Here is a 17,140-nt window from a genome sequence, read left to right on the forward strand (position 1 = left end):
CCCTGTTGTGGCTTCGGCTCCGCTCAGCCACCGGGTTTTTCTCCGCCACCGTGACAGTCGTTCCCTGAGCGTAGTCGAAGGGAACATCTCCTACGCCTCCGTTTTTGGGAAGGTGAGCAGGAGATCGCGGTAATATTCGTACTGTTTTTGACGCAGTTCGATTTCACGGGGGAGACCTTCGGTGATGGAGGTGGTGAGAGTGTCGAATTTGTCGAGAATGGCGACTATTCGGGCTTGTTCTTCGAGAGAAGGGACGGGGAGTTTAATGTTTTTAACGATCTGGGCATTGATGTTGGTTTGAGAGCCTGAACCAAGTGATTTAATGTATTCGTACTGACTCGAAAGATAGTGGAAAACATAGCGATAATTAGCAATACTTTCATCGAGTTGAATGTTTGCACAGGCTTGGTTTGTAGTCATTGGGATTTTATTGATACCGATTTTGCCGACAGTTGCACCATACATTGCAACAATAACGCAATTGGCAGGGATCATTTTGGCACTCGAATTTTTCAGCCCTGATTCTGTTATTTTAACACCCGTATCCCAAATATCACCAAAGTTTACTTCTTGTGTCCGAAGCCAAGGTATATCACCGTCATAGTATTCAGAAACACCAGTGCTTGGCGTACCACCAGAAGAAATCTTTTTCGCCACCTCCCCCAAACTCTTCCATTCCACTTCACCCTCTTCCCCTTCGACAGGCTCAGGGAACGAGAGGAGCTGGTCGCGGTAGTAGGTGTACTGCTTTTTGCGGGCTGTAAGCTCGGCTGTAAGCTCGGCTGTAAGCTCGGTGAAGGTGTCGAGAATGCGGACGATTTCGGTTTGGATTTCGAGGGATTTTTTCGGGTTGTCGGGGCAGGGGATGGGGATGATGAAAGCATTCATAACTGATGAACTTAAATTGTTGATTGTAGAGCTATTCAGCATTTCATCAAGATATTTCTGAAAAATACCACTTGTGAGAATATGAAATAAGAACCTTGGATGTAATTGATCTGAGCATCTGACAACGCCCATAAAACCACCAAAATAATAATCTAAATCTGAAAAAATAAATGCCACTTTACCGACATGTTCACGGCTACCACTTGCAGCACTAATCAAAATGTCATTTTGGTAAAGTTTCTGACTTTCCTTAACTTTTGTATCTGATTTTACAAATTTTACATCATCAAAATTTACAGTATGCCTTGAAAGCGTGATGTTGTTTGCCCGAAGAACTTTATAGCCAGTATTATCGCCACTTTCATTGCTTTTGCTGTAAGTTAAACCACGAACATAAAGAGCCACTTCCCCCAAACTCTTCCACTCCACACGCCGCAGTGAGCCTGTCGAACTGGCCACCCCATCACCTGTGCTGAGCGTAGCCGAAGCAAGCAGTTTCTCCATAAAATTCAGACTATTCATTGGTATTCTCCAGCAGTTGATAGAGTTCATTCAGTTTATTCCGCAGGATTTCTTTCGGTATGAGTTCGGTTTCATATTTTGAGATGACCGTAGGGCTCATACTTCGGCTGAGTGCAAACTCCACCACTTCATCATTTTTCTGACGGCAGAGGAGTACTCCGATACTGGGGTTTTCGTTTTCTTTTTTGACCGTGCGATCAAGTGCTTCAAGGTAAAATTCAAGCTGTCCCAGATAGGACGGTGAAAACTCATCTATTTTTAGTTCAAAGGCCACCAAGCATTGCAGTGAGCGGTGATAAAAGAGGAGGTCAATACTGAAATCTTTATTACCCACTTGCACTTTGTACTCCTGCCCCATAAAGCAGAAGTCACGGCCAATTTCTATGATGAACTCTTTAAGACTTGCCACCAGTGATTTTTGTAGATCCTTTTCGCTGTGGGTAGCACCTACATTTAAGAAATCTAAGGTGTAACTGTCTTTGAATATGTTTTTCGCATCCTGTGGGGGTTGTGTCATCACTGCTGACAGTTTTTCATTTGCTATCATTACCCGTTCAAAGGTACCGCTTTTAATTTGTCGTTCCAGTTCGCGGGAGGAGTAACACTCTTTGATGGCTAACCGCAGATAAAACTCTCGTTCCTCTTCGGTTTTAGAGGCTGATACAATGAGGAGATTATTAGTCCAGCTTAATTGTGTCAGCAGTGCTGACAGTTTTGGATTTCCTTCATAGGTTTCGTAAAACTGTTTCATCCTCCACAAATTTCTTGCGGTAAAACCTTGAAGGTTTGGTTCTTTGGTATTTATAAACCGAGCAAGCTCTTCAACAATATTTTTGCCCCAACTACTGGTTTTTACCTGTTGAGAGATGTAGCTTCCGATGTACCAATAGAGTTCAACTAAAACAGCGTTTACTTCCTGATAGGCCTTTTGTTTTGCCTGTTGGATTTGAGTGAGAACGGGGTGAAAGCTTTCGGATGGTTGGGGGTTGTTAGGCATTTTCACCTCCCCGGGATTCGACTCCGCTCACCCCGCGGTCTTTGTTGTTTCTGTTCTGGTCTTCTCTTATGAGCATATCAAAGTCGGAGGTGTATAACCTATCTTGTACAATACGGTATGTTTCAAACTCAGTTTCGGCGTGTTCTTTTGCTATTTGTGCCGTTACCTTTCCTGCATCCTGCAATATTTCTCTATCGGTGGCGGCAATAAATCGATTGAGTCGTTCTTCCCAGTCTGCCATTGTCATAGGAATTTCGCGCAGTGCCATATCCTCAGCTATGTCGAGATACGCATTGACCAACCGTTGAAGTTGAGCCATCTCTTCTTCAGAGAGATAGTTTTTAGCAACAGCTACATCAAACTTCTGAATTTTCCCTTTCGGTGCATCTTTCCACGATGATAATCCCATATTCTGTTTGTCCGCATCGGCACGGGTATAGACTACTTCCGCTGCTGTTTGTCCGTGAATTGCCCAATGAAGTTTATTTTGAACAGTTGCAAAAAATCGTTTGGTTGCCGTAGCGGTTACATCATAATCGAGAGCAGTCGCATAGATGTCGGTAATTTTTTGGTAAAATTTTCGTTCGCTCAGTCGTATTTCACGAATGCGTTGCAGTTGTTCTTCAAAGTACTTTTTACCTAAAATTGTCCCATCGTTTTTTAGGCGTTCGTCATCCATCACAAAGCCTTTAATGGTAAATTCTTTCATTACTGTTGTTGCCCATTTCCGAAACTGAACAGCACGCTCGGAGTTCACTTTATAACCAACTGCAATTATAACGGATAAATTGTAATGTTTGGTAGTGTAGTTTTTACCATCAGCGGCAGTTATTCGAAAATCTCGAATAACTGTATTATCATCTAATTCACTATCATTAAAAATGTTTTTCAGGTGATAATTTATGGTATGTGTTTCTACCTGATACAGCGTTCCCATCATTTTCTGAGTTGCCCATATATCTTCATTAGCATAGATAACCTCTACACCACTTTCCCCTGTAGAAGCAATAAATGTGAGGTATTCAGCTGCGGAAGAGCGAACTATATCATTTCTTTTCTTTTTACTCATGCTTCAATCTCCGCGATAATTGAATCAATATCAGCTCGGAGCGAATCAATTTTCGCTACGGTGGTTTTTATCTCTGCATTTACTTCTGCAATATCAATTTTTTCGCGGGTGTCTTTGGCTTCCACATAGGAGCTTACGGAAAGGTTATAGTCATTTTCGGCGATCTTTTCGGGATCGATGGAGATTGCCACATGATCGATATTTTCTTTTTTATCGAAGATCTTCATGATCTCATCGATGTGGGGGTCGGTGAGCACGTTGTTATTGGTCTCTTTCTTAAAGAACTCTTCACCACTGGCATCGATGAACTGCACGGTGCTGTCCTTTTTCCCCTTGGAGAGCACGAGGATATTTACGGCGATGGAGGTTCCGAAAAAGAGGTTCGGCGCCAGGGAGATCACCGTTTCCACATAGTTATTGTCCACGAGATATTTGCGGATTTTCTTTTCCGCACCGCCACGGTAGAATATCCCCGGAAAGCAGACAATGGCCGCGCGACCTTTGGCAGAGAGATGATTCAGGGAGTGCAGCACAAAGGCAAAATCGGCCTTGGATTTTGGGGGCAACACACCGGCAGGGGCAAAGCGGTCATCGTTGATGAGGGTCGGGTCGTCTTTGCCGATCCATTTTATCGAATAGGGCGGATTGGACACAATGGCATCGAAGGGTTTATCATTACCGTGGCGGGGGTCGGTGAGGGTGTCGCCGAGGGAAATATCAAATTTATCGTAGTTGATGTTATGCAGAAACATGTTCATACGGGCAAGGTTATAGGTGGTGTGGTTGACCTCCTGCCCGAAAAACCCCTCTTCGATAATGTGGGTGTCAAAGTGTTTTTGTGCCTGGAGCAGCAGCGATCCGGAGCCGCAGGCGGGGTCGTAGATTTTGTTTACCTTCTCCTGTTTATGCAACGCAAGCTGAGCAATGAGCTTTGAAACGTTCTGCGGGGTGAAAAATTCACCGCCTGATTTTCCGGCGTTTGCCGCGTAATTGGAGATGAGAAATTCGTAGGCATCACCGAAAAGATCAATATGGTTTTCTTCAAAATTACCAAAATTCAGCCCTGCCACACCCTTGAGAACTTTCGCCAGGCGATTGTTTTTTTGCGCTACAGTCTGACCGAGGCGGTTGCTGGTGGTGTCGAAGTCGGCGAAGAGCCCTTTTATATCATGTTCCGAGGGGTAGCCGTTGGCACTGCTTTCGATGGCAGTAAATATCTCTTTGAGATCGGTGTTCAGATTTTCGTTTGTGTTTGCTGTGTCTGCAACATTTGAAAAGAGCTGGCTGGGATAGATGAAGTAGCCCTTTGTTTTGACCGCGTCCTCTTTGATTTCCGGCGTGATAATGGAGTCGGAAAGTGCTGCATAGTTGACCGAGCTGTCACCGGCTTCGATGTAGGCCGTGAAGTTTTCCGAGATGAATCGATAGAAGAGGGTTCCAAGAACAAAGTGTTTGAAATCCCATCCGTCCACAGATCCGCGGACGTCACCCGCCATTTTCCAGATTTGGGCCTGCAGTTGGGCTCTTTGGGTTGTGCTTGTCATAGTGTAATCCTGTCCAAAATGTAACGGTCCTTACAGTAAAGATATATCCCCTCAATACGGGAGCGGGGGGTTTGTTGTGAAGATATATTCAGGGCATGACGCAACATGTCATGTTATGATTGTACTTGACGGGCATTTTTTTGGCAGAAATAGTGATATGCCCAACCTGCGGTATCTGAGATGCAAGTCGATTTATACCCTACACAACGGAATTGCCGACCCGGTTATTGCAACCAGGTTTAAAATATCGGCGATACCACCGGCATGTATTACGTAGAAACTGACTCAATGGTTACGCCGTGAAGTTCTCTGCGCTCGATATGTAGGATAAACGAAGGTTTTTACAACGGATCCGGAAGAGCTGCTGCGGCAGCTCTTTTTTTATGCCGTGGTGTTTAAAAAGCCGTTGATAAATCAAGTTGTATTATTTTACCCGTGAAAACCCTTTTTACAACGGAGAACGCCATGGCCAATGTAGGATACATGCGGGTATCAACGACGGATCAGGATATGAGCCTGCAGCGGGATGCTCTGCAGGAGTATGACTGTGTGAGGATTTTTTCTGACAAGATTTCCGGAAGCCGTTCGGAGCGTCCCGGATTGACGGACTGCCTGGCGTATTTGCGACCGGGGGATGTTTTGGTTGTATGGCGCCTGGACCGGTTGGGCCGATCCCTGAAGGATCTTATCGAAAGGGTGACAAAACTTGAAGGAAAAGATGTCCACCTTTGCAGTATAACTGAGCAGATTGATACGACCAAGGCCGGGGGAAAGTTGGTGTTTCATCTCTTTGGGGCCATGGCGGAGTTTGAGCGCAATTTGATTAGTGAGCGGACGAAGGCCGGTCTGGCCGCAGCTCGTAAGCGCGGAAGAAAAGGCGGCCGGCCGAGGAAGCTCACGGATGATCAGGTGGCGGCCATGCGCAATCTCTGGCAGGGCAAGGAGCATTCCCTTGCAGAGATCGGGGCGATGTTCGGGGTGAGTAAGTGGACCGTGCGGAAGTGGGTTGTGGGGGAATAATTATCCTTCCCCCTATAAAGATATTGTTATCCCAAGTTATGTATGGTAAAATTTTATTAAATTGTCTTATAACGTTTTCAATAAGGTGGTTGAATGTCACTACTTTTTAAGGTTTTTGATACGGAAGAATCCCGAATAAACTTCATGCTTGGTTGCATTCGCGTTGCTAACTGCAATGACGAGCTACATGAAAATGAAAAAGACTTTATCATTGATGCTGCAACGGGGTTGGGCCTGAATGATCACAAAAAAGAAGAGCTGTATGCTGTCATGTATCGTGGTTTTAAGCGAACACAAATCTCATTTAAGACGCGACAGCAGGAGATATTGTTTATGAAAGAGGTTATAGATCTGTGCTATTATGATGGAACGTATGATTCGCGAGAGAAACAGGAAATAGGTTTTTTAGCTGAAGAACTCAATATCCCGAAGAATGCCGTGGATAAGATAGAAGAATGGATTCTTGAAGGTATCGAGTGGAATAAAAAAGGCGAGTACTTACTTAATAACTTATAAAACATATTCAAGGAGCAAATATGCCAGCAGTACCATTCGTTGTGGGCGCAGTTGCAGCAGCAAGTTCAGGAGCAGCAGTAGTAGGGTCCGCTGCAGTAGGAGCAGCGGCTGCCATTGGTGGGGGTACATTGGTCGGTAGTGTTACCGTTAGCCACGTGCTTGTTGCGGCCGCAGCACTAAAAGTTTCAAGCGCGGTTTTTGAAGGTCTGAATGATGATACAGGCAGCGATTATCTTTCTGACGGAGAGAAGCGTAGAGAAAAAGAAAAACTGCAAGATGATCTGAAGAAAGAAAAGTCGTGGATTCATGAAACATTGCAGAATGAATCAAACTCCGAAACAGTTGATGAAATTCGCGAAATAGAAGAAAAAGTAGCGGAATTGGAGCATGCTAATGCATTCTTTGAAGCAACGAAAACAATTCTTAACTATAAGCTTGTTTATGCACAGAAGAAGTCCAATGAGGATTTGGCGCAAGAAACAGAAGCTGTAGCAAAAAGGCTTCTTGCTGTGAGAGAGCAAACAAAAGCACAGCGTGATCAATAGCCAACATTGTGCTACGCTTTCCCAGAGACGTGATTGATGAGTTGCCTCTGCGTATAGATATTGGCAACTCATTACTGACTAAGCAATTTTGAGGGGGGTATATGCCTTGGAGAAGAAAAAAGACCGCTAATAGAGAAACTGAGCAACAACGCAGTATAAGCAATCAGTCAACTCACGATGAAATAGAGGCAATTCATAAAAAAAGCGAAGCCTTTTCAAACCTCGTTGAAAGAAAACGGCATGAGGATGACCTGGAGTTTCAAGCTGAAATGGAGAAAATCAAAGAAAAGAGGCGCGCCCTGAATAATTATATAAAGTCATTGGAGCAGTAATATTATGGGAGATATACAGAAGGACTATATTGCCACAGAATTGTTTCAGCAGTCGCTTATATCGCGAACAGAGTTAGCTGAGTTCAAGGCTCAGGAGGAAGCTTTGTACGAAGTATTTGAGTATACTCGGGATTATAATGAGAAAAAATCCGATATTCGAAAAAAAATATGATTCTGCTTTCCGATAAAGTGGAGTATTGCGAAATGCTTATCTCAAAGATTGCACAAACCTCCGGAGACACTATGCGGGATACATACCTGGAGATTGTTGAGGGCATGCAAAATGATTGCCTTCAAGAACTTGTCTCAAACTACGCAGATGTGATGCCGTTAGAATATAAAAATCAATTGCGGACAATGATAGAAAATAATACCCATTAAAAGAGAAAGAGGTTGTATGTTTGGACTAATTGCAAGTGCAGCATTAGGAGCAGTAGCAGGTGTTTTATCTACTGCAAATAACATGCATAAAAACTCATTAATTACAAAAAAGAACTTGCTGAGATAGAAGCCAACAGCAAGGCGTTTTCTCAAGTCGTAGAAGCACGAAAAAACAACGTTGACCATGCTTATGAGTTGGAGTTGCAGTGGATCAAGTATCAGCAGGATATGTTGAAAGATATTGTTTATCTGACTGATAAACTTGAAGGTTTTACAGGTTCAGATGAAATGCTCAATGCTCACTACCGTAGTCTCATGGAAAGTCATGCTACACTCAGGCAGGTGGCCTTGTCCCCCCCTAAGTATTTCAATGAAGAAACCCTTTCTCACTCATCGGTCAGTATGGTGGATTTCCATAATGAGACAGAAATAGGCAAGACTGACAAGCCCTTACCTGCTCCGCCAGTCCCGAATTTAATCACAAATAAAACCAAGCGAATTAGATAACGAAAAACGGATGTCCGTGTATAATACAGAAAAAAAAGAATCTCTGGAACGATTCCTGGATGGCGTGAATAACATCTCCACCTACGAAACAATAGCTCCCGTATTGTGCGAACAGGGGTGGATTGTACATCCTGTATATTTTAGAACAAAGATAGTCGGTGGAATTGTTGAGAAGGACGGTGAAATCCACACATCGATACACCCTGATTATCAGTGCAGGTGGAACCCCCGTCCGTACATTAAGAGCATACTCTACCCGGCCTTGGATAAATACGGCGTTCTGTATTCTGATGCAGAAAAACGGGATTTCAAATCAATCAAATGGCTCAAGAGACTTGGTTTTGAGTATATCAGAGAAGATGAAGACCGTTTTTTCTATGTTCTCAGAGGAGATGCTGAGCGGCGCTGGCAATAATACGAATACACAGCATTCCATGATATTTATAAAACAATCAGCAACTTCTATTACTCCTACTACGCTATAGTCATTGGTAACTGTGGTCTGACTGCCCTTCAGCATACAGCGGGCATCAGGTTATCCAACGTTAAGCCTGTAAGAAGAATAAAGCCAAGCACGATATTCTCCAACCCGCAGGCATATTACACATTACTGTGTGATATGTTTACTACGGCGCGTTGATTGTCCGGCAAATATAATTCAGAGATACTTAATAGGAAGAATCCCGTATTCGGCAACCCCTGGGAAGGATACTGCATTGAGAATATTCTGGCGCAGAGATGGATCTTCTTTTGACACGGGGAATGCGTCGCCTGGCGTTTGAATTTAAAACATCCCTCGCACCGAACTTAAGCAGAGGGTTCTGGAATGCCTGTAATGATATTGCACCGGATCACACCTATGTAGTAATTCCTGAAGGAGATCGCTACGAGCTGAAGGAGTCCGTTTCTGTTATATCTCTCTCAGATCTTATTCAGCCCGGACAGATGCAGTAACATGACTGCGTGAAGATTTTTTGATTTAGTTAGAGGTTTAACACCTGTGTGGGTTGATCGAGCAGAGCAAGGTTAGGGCAACCTGATGGTTATGACTCACTCGTCGGATCGAAAACCATATACATTTGGACATATTCTTGTTTCTGCAATACCTCAAAACCGATCTTTTCATTGCTGAGACCGTGCTCAAAATGATACCTCAGTATTTCGCGTATTTGACGCATTTTCAGTTTCCTTCTGCTCATGTCAAACTTCCTCCTGACATTAGTTTTCAGAAGTAAGGTCGTTTATTTTTTGCAGGAAGTCAAAATCGGTCAGATAACCGTGGATTAACTGGTCATTTTCAGGGGGATTTACCGGTCAAATTACGGAGGATTCTCCACGCATTTAACGCGTTTGTTATATTTTAGACTGCACAAAGCCAGGCACATCTATATGGGAGCCTCCCGTGGAGTAGTGTTTGTCCAGGGTATAAGCCATCTTCTCTAGCGGAGCAGCATTGTAACCGCATTGTTGAATTTCACTGATATAGCGGCTGATAAAGCTGCCAGCGCCAAGCAACCCCCACTGAACCACATGGACAAGTTCGTGAAAGTGCAATCTAAGGACATTGGCAAACTCTTCAGACACATAGTAGGTATCCTTATAAGTGGTGCCACTGACTGGCATGTCTATAAGATCCCCGAGGCCCATTTCACGAAGCTCAGGAAAGTTCGGTTTTGGAATTTCAGCAACAACTACGAAGTAAGATTCCTTCAAGAACGGATACGGATAAAACCCAGCAAACTCTGCTTCAAAAATAGAACACGACCGCCGCTTTGATCGGTATACCCTATTGGTCTCGTCAATCCAATTTTCTATACGGTCTATCACACGTCCTCCGAAAAAATGTAACATTTTGGTGCCTTGTCAGCGAAGCTGTCAGGGCAACCTGCAGGTTATGACTGCGTCATCACCTGCAAACTACAATGCGAGTTTTTTGAAATTTGCTTCAATTGAGTCAGCGGATAAATCAGCTCCACATTCCCATTCAACAAAATAACCGCCATTAAATATTTTCTGAAACTCAGAGAATTCTTCAAGTTCTTTGAAAACGGGGTATTTGAAATATGGTTTAATATCAAATAATCCTTCTCGACCATCTTCAGTGAGAATAGTCAAAGTAAAGTCAGAATTTGCTTTTAATTCTTTAATCCTCATTGATCGAGTCCTTTGATCGGGAATGTCTTTTCACCGTTCACAGCTAATTCCCAGTCTGCCATTAAATCGTCTTGATGAATTTCTATATACAGCTCATTATCTTCACGCAACACTGTCCACCATTTGAGTTGTTGAGTTTTTAATTCTTCATAGATTTTCGCTTTTGGATTAAGTGTTAAAAAAGTTCCTTTCATTTTTTTGTCATAATTATTTGGATGCTCCGCTGTCTTTTTACAATGACCGCCAACTAGTAGATAGCACCACCATGGTAGTGTTATTTTTCCTTTATCCTTATATTACAAGGTATATGATACCCACCAAAATCTGGAGTTATCATACACCACGGTGTATGATAACTCCAGATATGGAAGGTATTGTACACTTCTGTTATTATCATAAAAATCCCATCCAACGCATTTTGTCTTTTGTGTGATCGTAACACGCAACTCCCTTGTTTTGCATGTATTCTTTCATTTTTCAAGTAAAATCAACATACATTTGTTCACACACCAGGGGGATTTTCTCAAAATTTTATTCACCTCAATACAAAACATCTATTTCAAAGGGCTGCCGGAGTGCCTCGTCTTGCGACGAGGGGGGGTCAGGGTAAAAAAGTGGTGCCTCGTTTCGCGACGGGAGGGGAATCTCTCCCGGTGGCTGAGCCCGTCGAAGCCGCACCCCGTCTCCAACATTATACTTTTTACAGAAAATACTGGTTTTGGAGCAATTTCTCTATCTCTTCACAGGAGGGTACCTTTCCCGATACCAACACCTCTCCGTTGACAACCATGGCGGGAGTAATCATAACTCCGTACGCAATAAAACGATTCATATCGGTTATCTTTATGAGTTCATAGTCACGGCCAAGGTTTTTTGCCGCTGTTTCTGCATGTTCCGCAAGGGTGTTACATTTGGCACATCCCGTGCCGAGAATTTCAATTTTCATAGGTTCCTCCGGATTAAAAAAACTGTCCATAGATCAGGCCGCTCACGGTGGCCATGATAACAACCAAAAATACAAATACAAGGGTTTTCTTTGTACCCAGCACGCTTCGTATTACCAGCATATTGGGCAGACTCAGGGCGGGGCCTGCAAGAAGCAGGGCCAGGGCTGGTCCCTTTCCCATGCCGCTGTTGATAAGCCCTTCAAGGATTGGTACTTCCGTGAGGGTGGCAAAATACATAAGGGCTCCCGCCAGGGATGCAAAGAAGGTGGCGCCAAGGGTGTTCCCCCCAACGGCGGTTTCTATCCAGGCGGAAGGTATAAGGCCTTCACTGTCCGGTCTTCCCAGAAGGAGCCCTGCAACAATAACACCGACAAAAAGGAGGGGGAATATCTGTTTGGCAAAATCCCAGGATTGGCTGAACCACTCCCGGGTTTCCCCCGTGTCTGTGCTGGTAAACCACGAAAGACCCACGATGCCCGCCGAAAAGGCAAAGAGGGGCGTATGGGGAAAGAGGGCCGCCAGAATACCCACAGGAAGGGCAATAGCGCCGATCTTCCACAGGGCAAAATCAAACCAGCGTACAAGCAGTATGCCCATGGTCAGGGTAAAAAGGGCTGTCAAAATCCATTTGCTCTGATATATAAACGCCCATAGTCCGTGGGACTGCCCCGCTGCTTCCCAGTTGGCAAAGACCAGTATACCCACAAGGGAAGCGAAAAACAGGGCGTTTTGTAAAAGACTGCGCGGGGTTTCCTCATCGGGAAAGGCCATCTGCACATCCCCTTTTTCCTTTTCTTCCCGCCGAAAGACAAAACTCATAATTATCCCGATTATAATACTGAAAACAATGGCGCCCACTGCCCGGGCAATCCCCATTTCAAGGCCCAGAACACGGGCGGTAAGTATTATGGCAAGTACGTTGATTGCCGGTCCGGCATAGAGAAAGGTTGTTGCCGGACCAAGGCCGGCACCCATTTTGTAGATCCCTGAAAAAATGGGGAGTACCGTGCATGAGCACACCGCAAGGATACCGCCGGAAACGGAGGCGACACCGTAGGCTATGCCCTTATGTGCCCGGGCACCAAGATACTTCATTACGGAACCTTTGCTAATGAATACGCCGATTGCCCCGGCAATGAAAAAGGCGGGGATAAGACAGAGGATTACGTGCTCACGTGCGTAATACCGGGCAAGATGCAGTGATTCAAGTACGGCAGTTTGTACACGTTCTGCTTCAAGGGGAATGCTGTAAAAGAGGAGAAAAACGGCGAGTATTCCCACCAGTTTCTTCCATTCTTCTTTCCAATTCATGGGGTTTGCTCCGATTCTGTTTGGGGTATCATTGTTTCGATACAGTCCATAAAATTTTTGATGCAGGGAGTACGAAGGGAATACCACCGCTCTTTTCCCGACTGTTTGCTCGAAATAAATCCGGCATTTTTCAGGATACTGAGATGTTTCGAGACCGTTGAGTAGTCAACCTTCAGGGCATCCACAAACTCACAAACACAGCGGTCTTTCTCATACAGGCTTTCAATAATCCACAGGCGGCTGGGATGTGCCAGGGCTTTCAGTATTTCTGATTTCCTCTTTAGTGAATCCATAGGTCCTCCTCATTTGGTAATATAGCCAAATGAAAAATAGGTGTCAAGGTCAGGATAATAAAAGGTTGCAAAAAGCACATCAAAAGATTGAAGAGGTGATAACCCAGGGGATTGAAGTTATGAGCCAAGTAGATTTGCACGGCGGAATGGGCCTGCGAATATCTCTTCAGGAAAAGGTTTTCTCTCCGTTTTGCAGGCACACCCTACTTCTACTCGATCGTCATCGGCAGTATCTACGGATTCCCTTGACTTACCAGATATGCTCATTATGAGGCATCGGTCATATCGCGATGTAGCTATTCCTGTCAATCACCAAAAAGAGATTTTTCCTCCCAGGGCTCTCCCTGTAGAACAGGATACGAGGGGAGCAACTGATATTGATCTCAAAGGTATCAATATCAGATATCCACAAGAAACTATGCAGGGACCAGATATTTAATGTTTGATCTAGTGGAACATTTAAGCGCAGAAGTGTATGTTGGGTGTTTTCATGTAATAGGTTCACCAATAGATTGGGTATCAGAAACGATAGATTTTTACACGATTTCCCTTCTTCTTATAATATACAAATCGTTTCGTCCTATCTTTAATTAGGTGAAGCAATTGGAGAGAGAGTCTATTTTGTATTTCCACATCCTCAGAGTGGCATACCACTTATTTTGAGATCATCAGAAAGGGAAGTGATCGCGCAAACGGTACGTGACAGTTTGGGTCGATATTTGTCAGATACCGTTCACTGTAATTATTAGGAGGGAATCTAAACACAAAAAAAGCTCCAAGAAGTTTGCAAAATTAGTATCTTAAAAAAAATGAACAAAAAAATGTTCTTTTGTTTTTTTGTATTCTTATTGTTAATTTTCCTTTATGTCTACTGTGGATGCAGGTTTCGGCCCTATTAAGAGCCTTTTATGCAGTATTAGTGAATATGTAAATCAACATAGTAAATTATATTGTCTGAAGATTGAAACATTAAACGAGGAGTTTGTGAAATGAAGATTGTCCCCCTATTTTCTCTATTTCTTTTGCTGTATACTGTCCCCCTGTTTTCTCATGCTGTTATCTCTGAACAGATGGAAACAGCCTCCACCGTATCTATTCGCTTTTCTTATGAGGATGGAGAACCCATGGCCTATGCTGCTGTTGAGATCTTCTCACCTGCGGAAGATCGTGTGCCTTTTCAAACGGGGCGAACTGATAAAAACGGCGTATTCTCCTTTGTTCCCGATGCGGAGGGCATGTGGCTTGTCAGTGCCGATGATGGAGATGATCATGTCAGCAGCCCCTCCTTTATTGTAGAAAAAGAGGGCAATCGATTTATTACAAAACCACAGGAATTATTATAACCAAGTGAGGTTCTATGATACGACGAACACAAAAAAAGTACTTTTGGCTGCAGCTCTTGCTGCATCTACGGTGTATGCCGGGGGAGAATCACATCGTTTGGATGATGTGGTCGTAACGGGAACTCGGACAGAGCATGCGCTGAAAGATGTGCCCGTGGAGACCATGGTTATTAGCCGTGAGGATATTGAGAATTCCCATGGCCATACTATTATGGAGCTTTTGTCATCCGTACCGGGGGTCAATACGTCAATAAGTACCGATCTTTTTGGCGGGAATACCTGGCGCTCTTCCATGCGGGGACTCCCCTTCTATACGGGGTACGGTCTTATTCTTGTGGATGGAGAACGTGTGCACGGAGCAGGGCAAAGTGGTGGCCACGGTGAATTCGGTCCCGGTCTGAACCAGATTCCCTTGAGTATGATTGAGCGTATTGAGGTGGTAAAGGGTGCCGGTGCGGCCCTCTACGGCAGTGACGCCGTTGCAGGGGTCATAAATATCATTACCCGCCGAACCCCCGATGAACCTTCCATTAGTACGGAAGTAACCTATGGTAGCTATACTGTGGTACGGGATACCACCGGTGACGGAGATCTGGAAGAGGCCGACGGGGACCGAACCTTCAGGAAAGCCTCTGTTTCCTATGGGGATGCCCTTAACGACCGTTTCGGTTATTTTCTGAACTATACCTACGAAGAGTCCGATGATGTGGGGGCAGATCCCCTTCGCTCACATCGTCACTCCCTTATGAAGAAATGGGATTGGGATATGAATGATGTCCTGGATGTTGATGGTAAGCTTGAATACAGCGATTATGCCGGACGCGGGGGAGACAGAACGGAAGATTCCAAACGATTCTCCCTTGGTGCCACCTATACCCCTCAGGAGGGGCATCGTTTCCGTGCCGGAGGCTACACCTATCTCTGGGATTTTGAGCAGGGACCTCCGGGAAATCCCCATGGATACCGCTACGGTGATATATCCTATAACCAGCTTGCCCTGACCTATACGGGCTATCTTGGTGATATGCATACCCTTTCTGTGGGGGTTGAGGGAAATCAGCAGATCCTTGATTATAAAACTGAAAATACCCATACCGATGATGATGGAAATGACGTTATTACGGTGGTTACCTCCGATGAGGATATTCGTACGGCCAGTATTTTTGTGCAGGATGAATTTCAGGTTGTGGAAAATCTTACCCTCGTGGGGGCTTTGCGCTATGATGATCACTCCACCTTTGGGGGGGAGTTGAGCCCGAAATTCAACCTCATGGCACGTCTCACAGACCATACCACCCTGCGTGGTTCCGTGGGAAAAAGCTATAAATCTCCCACAATCCGTCAGCTCTATTATGATATTCCCTATCGTCACGGTGATTCCTATCGGGAATCAAACCGCGATCTGAATCCTGAGATCGGTTTGAGCATCAGTTCAAGTGTGGAGCAGTGGCTTTTGGATGATATGATCACCCTTACGGCGGGATATTTTTATAACAGCCTTGAGGATATGGTGGTGCGGCAGGAAATAGGTACCTATGAAGGCCTGCCCCTCTTATCCTATCGTAATATTGAAGAGGCGGTAACACAGGGGGTTGAAGTGATGAGTCAGTTTGATTTGCCCGGTGGAATGGGTCTTGATCTTTCCTATACGGCAACCTTTACTGAAAATAAAGAGACGGGCAATGAGCTTACCTATGTTCCCCGTCACGATGCAAGCGGTACGGTGCGGTATTTTATTGCTCACCATGGCATCGGTCTCTCCTTTGGTATAAATGGTATGAGCAGTCAGTACACCGATGCCGCAAATACAAACTATCTTGAACCTTCCGTTGTGGCCAATGCCCGTGTTATGAAGGAGATATCTGACAACGCCCGTATCTCCTTTGCCATGGATGATATCTTTGAATCCCGTGTGGGCGAGCGAACCGGAAGTTGGTTTCGCGGTAGATCCCTTTCAGGAACCTTTACTACAAATTTTTAGGAGATGTGTATGAAAATGATGAAATGTGTACTCGCCCTCTGTGCCGTAGCAACCCTTTCCTACGGCCACTTTCCCTGGATACACTCTGATGGATTTAGCCTAAGCCCAAACAGCAATGTACGCATGTATGTTGGGTGGGGACATGGCTTTCCCTTCGGTGCGTTCATGGATAGTTCGCAAGTGGATAACCTTCAGATTACGGGCCCTAACGGAGCGGTTTCTGCGACTTTTGAAAACAGTCATCGCTTTGCGGCAGATGATCGCGTCCGTGAGGAGGGGGTGTATTTTCTCAGTGCCGAACGTCCGGCAAGTTACTATTCCCAAACCACAGAAGGGGGGCAAAGGGGCTCCAAAGAGGATCTTGCCGATGAGTTTCATGTTCGTTCCTGCACCTACACCCACTCCTTTATGAAAGCTCTGGTAAATGTGGGACAGCCGCAGTATGGGTATGATATCCCCGTGGGACACGATTTTGAAGTAATTCCACAGAAAAACCCCCTCCATCTTTCTCAAGGAGATGTGCTTCCCGTGGTGGTTCTGCTACACGGAGAACCGGTGGCCGCAGAGATCAATGCCACCTATGCCGGGTATAGCCGGGTTTCAACGGATGATGACTTTGTCTATGAGACCAGCACGGATGAAACCGGAACAGCTACAATTCCCCTTTCATCTCACGGGGTATGGCTTCTTGAAGTCGTGCTTGAACAGGGGTATGCAGATACTGATGTGTGTGACATAGAGCGGTTTCGTTCGGTTTTGACCTTTGAGGTTCCGGGCAACTAGTTTCTGT

Annotated in this window: 23 protein-coding genes; 12 read left to right on the forward strand and 11 right to left on the reverse strand. The window is 44.8% G+C overall.

All coding sequences use genetic code 11. The features are described from left to right. Nucleotides 1–90: 90 nt before the first annotated feature. Genes CALK_RS09755 through CALK_RS09770 form a run of 4 tightly spaced genes read right to left on the reverse strand, consistent with a single transcriptional unit; the run spans nucleotide 91 to nucleotide 5,020 of the window. The gene (locus CALK_RS09755) at nucleotides 91–1,410 is read right to left on the reverse strand and encodes a restriction endonuclease subunit S (RefSeq protein ID WP_022637522.1); all 1,320 of its coding nucleotides are present in this window, start codon (nucleotides 1,408–1,410) and stop codon (nucleotides 91–93) included. Next, nucleotides 1,403–2,407 carry a PDDEXK nuclease domain-containing protein gene (locus CALK_RS09760; protein ID WP_022637523.1) on the reverse strand — a complete coding sequence of 335 codons (1,005 nt, stop codon included), beginning with the start codon at nucleotides 2,405–2,407 and terminating at the stop codon, nucleotides 1,403–1,405. Before CALK_RS09760 ends, CALK_RS09755 begins: the two co-directional genes overlap by 8 nt. Then, nucleotides 2,400–3,476 carry a virulence RhuM family protein gene (locus CALK_RS09765; RefSeq protein WP_022637524.1) on the reverse strand — a complete coding sequence of 359 codons (1,077 nt, stop codon included), beginning with the start codon at nucleotides 3,474–3,476 and terminating at the stop codon, nucleotides 2,400–2,402. The genes CALK_RS09760 and CALK_RS09765 overlap by 8 nt, the downstream gene beginning before the upstream one ends. Beyond that, nucleotides 3,473–5,020 carry a type I restriction-modification system subunit M gene (locus CALK_RS09770; protein WP_022637525.1) on the reverse strand — a complete coding sequence of 516 codons (1,548 nt, stop codon included), beginning with the start codon at nucleotides 5,018–5,020 and terminating at the stop codon, nucleotides 3,473–3,475. The genes CALK_RS09765 and CALK_RS09770 overlap by 4 nt, the downstream gene beginning before the upstream one ends. A 465-nt stretch (nucleotides 5,021–5,485) precedes the next feature. Between CALK_RS09770 and CALK_RS09775 the strand changes: the two genes are divergently transcribed. The 9 genes from CALK_RS09775 to CALK_RS09805 all read left to right on the forward strand — a co-directional run bounded on the left by CALK_RS09775 (nucleotide 5,486) and on the right by CALK_RS09805 (nucleotide 9,275). Beyond that, nucleotides 5,486–6,040 carry a recombinase family protein gene (locus CALK_RS09775; RefSeq protein WP_022637526.1) on the forward strand — a complete coding sequence of 185 codons (555 nt, stop codon included), beginning with the start codon at nucleotides 5,486–5,488 and terminating at the stop codon, nucleotides 6,038–6,040. 93 nt (nucleotides 6,041–6,133) lie between these two features. Then, nucleotides 6,134–6,556 (forward strand): hypothetical protein, encoded by a 423-nt coding sequence (locus tag CALK_RS09780; protein WP_022637527.1) that lies wholly within the window; start codon nucleotides 6,134–6,136, stop codon nucleotides 6,554–6,556. Between the two features lie 20 nt (nucleotides 6,557–6,576). Next, nucleotides 6,577–7,101, forward strand: a complete 525-nt coding sequence (locus CALK_RS09785; protein ID WP_022637528.1) for a hypothetical protein — start codon at nucleotides 6,577–6,579, stop codon at nucleotides 7,099–7,101. A 101-nt stretch (nucleotides 7,102–7,202) separates the two neighbouring features. Then, nucleotides 7,203–7,433, forward strand: a complete 231-nt coding sequence (locus CALK_RS09790; RefSeq protein WP_022637529.1) for a hypothetical protein — start codon at nucleotides 7,203–7,205, stop codon at nucleotides 7,431–7,433. A 4-nt stretch (nucleotides 7,434–7,437) separates the two neighbouring features. After that, entirely contained in the window at nucleotides 7,438–7,605 is a 168-nt protein-coding gene (locus CALK_RS12930) for a hypothetical protein (protein ID WP_022637530.1), read from the forward strand. Nucleotides 7,606–7,676: 71 nt separating this feature from the next. After that, nucleotides 7,677–7,814, forward strand: coding sequence for a hypothetical protein (locus tag CALK_RS12935; protein ID WP_155851849.1), 138 nt, complete (start codon nucleotides 7,677–7,679; stop codon nucleotides 7,812–7,814). Between the two features lie 201 nt (nucleotides 7,815–8,015). Further along, nucleotides 8,016–8,321: a hypothetical protein gene (locus CALK_RS09795; RefSeq protein WP_022637532.1), complete on the forward strand. Its 306-nt coding sequence runs from the start codon at nucleotides 8,016–8,018 to the stop codon at nucleotides 8,319–8,321. Between the two features lie 10 nt (nucleotides 8,322–8,331). Then, nucleotides 8,332–8,736 (forward strand): hypothetical protein, encoded by a 405-nt coding sequence (locus CALK_RS09800; RefSeq protein ID WP_155851850.1) that lies wholly within the window; start codon nucleotides 8,332–8,334, stop codon nucleotides 8,734–8,736. A gap of 323 nt (nucleotides 8,737–9,059) precedes the next feature. Next, nucleotides 9,060–9,275, forward strand: a complete 216-nt coding sequence (locus CALK_RS09805; protein ID WP_034637775.1) for a hypothetical protein — start codon at nucleotides 9,060–9,062, stop codon at nucleotides 9,273–9,275. A gap of 399 nt (nucleotides 9,276–9,674) precedes the next feature. Here CALK_RS09805 and CALK_RS09810 read toward each other — a convergent pair whose 3' ends face one another. The 7 genes from CALK_RS09810 to CALK_RS09835 form a co-directional block, all read right to left on the reverse strand. Continuing rightward, a complete protein-coding gene (locus CALK_RS09810; RefSeq protein WP_034637819.1) occupies nucleotides 9,675–10,148 on the reverse strand; it encodes a hypothetical protein in 474 nt (157 codons plus the stop codon). 90 nt (nucleotides 10,149–10,238) lie between these two features. Continuing rightward, a complete protein-coding gene (locus tag CALK_RS09815; RefSeq protein ID WP_034637778.1) occupies nucleotides 10,239–10,475 on the reverse strand; it encodes a DUF2442 domain-containing protein in 237 nt (78 codons plus the stop codon). After that, the gene (locus CALK_RS09820) at nucleotides 10,472–10,669 is read right to left on the reverse strand and encodes a hypothetical protein (protein ID WP_034637781.1); all 198 of its coding nucleotides are present in this window, start codon (nucleotides 10,667–10,669) and stop codon (nucleotides 10,472–10,474) included. Before CALK_RS09820 ends, CALK_RS09815 begins: the two co-directional genes overlap by 4 nt. 346 nt (nucleotides 10,670–11,015) lie before the next feature. Further along, nucleotides 11,016–11,153 carry a hypothetical protein gene (locus tag CALK_RS12940; RefSeq protein WP_155851851.1) on the reverse strand — a complete coding sequence of 46 codons (138 nt, stop codon included), beginning with the start codon at nucleotides 11,151–11,153 and terminating at the stop codon, nucleotides 11,016–11,018. Nucleotides 11,154–11,175: 22 nt separating this feature from the next. After that, nucleotides 11,176–11,421, reverse strand: coding sequence for a thioredoxin family protein (locus CALK_RS09825; protein WP_034637783.1), 246 nt, complete (start codon nucleotides 11,419–11,421; stop codon nucleotides 11,176–11,178). Between the two features lie 13 nt (nucleotides 11,422–11,434). Then, entirely contained in the window at nucleotides 11,435–12,733 is a 1,299-nt protein-coding gene (locus CALK_RS09830) for a permease (protein WP_034637786.1), read from the reverse strand. Then, nucleotides 12,730–13,026, reverse strand: a complete 297-nt coding sequence (locus CALK_RS09835) for an ArsR/SmtB family transcription factor (protein ID WP_034637788.1) — start codon at nucleotides 13,024–13,026, stop codon at nucleotides 12,730–12,732. Before CALK_RS09835 ends, CALK_RS09830 begins: the two co-directional genes overlap by 4 nt. A 989-nt stretch (nucleotides 13,027–14,015) precedes the next feature. On the opposite strand from CALK_RS09835, the gene CALK_RS09845 reads away from it, so the two are divergent. From CALK_RS09845 to CALK_RS09855, 3 genes are read left to right on the forward strand one after another with little or no spacing between them, the layout of a single operon-like run. Further along, nucleotides 14,016–14,369, forward strand: coding sequence for a hypothetical protein (locus tag CALK_RS09845; RefSeq protein ID WP_052569249.1), 354 nt, complete (start codon nucleotides 14,016–14,018; stop codon nucleotides 14,367–14,369). A gap of 43 nt (nucleotides 14,370–14,412) precedes the next feature. Further along, nucleotides 14,413–16,350, forward strand: coding sequence for a TonB-dependent receptor plug domain-containing protein (locus CALK_RS09850; protein WP_155851852.1), 1,938 nt, complete (start codon nucleotides 14,413–14,415; stop codon nucleotides 16,348–16,350). A gap of 9 nt (nucleotides 16,351–16,359) precedes the next feature. After that, nucleotides 16,360–17,133 carry a DUF4198 domain-containing protein gene (locus tag CALK_RS09855; RefSeq protein ID WP_034637795.1) on the forward strand — a complete coding sequence of 258 codons (774 nt, stop codon included), beginning with the start codon at nucleotides 16,360–16,362 and terminating at the stop codon, nucleotides 17,131–17,133. The last annotated feature ends 7 nt before the right edge of the window (nucleotides 17,134–17,140 follow it).

Source organism: Chitinivibrio alkaliphilus ACht1 (assembly GCF_000474745.1).
GTDB classification, from domain to species: Bacteria; Fibrobacterota; Chitinivibrionia; order Chitinivibrionales; family Chitinivibrionaceae; genus Chitinivibrio; species Chitinivibrio alkaliphilus.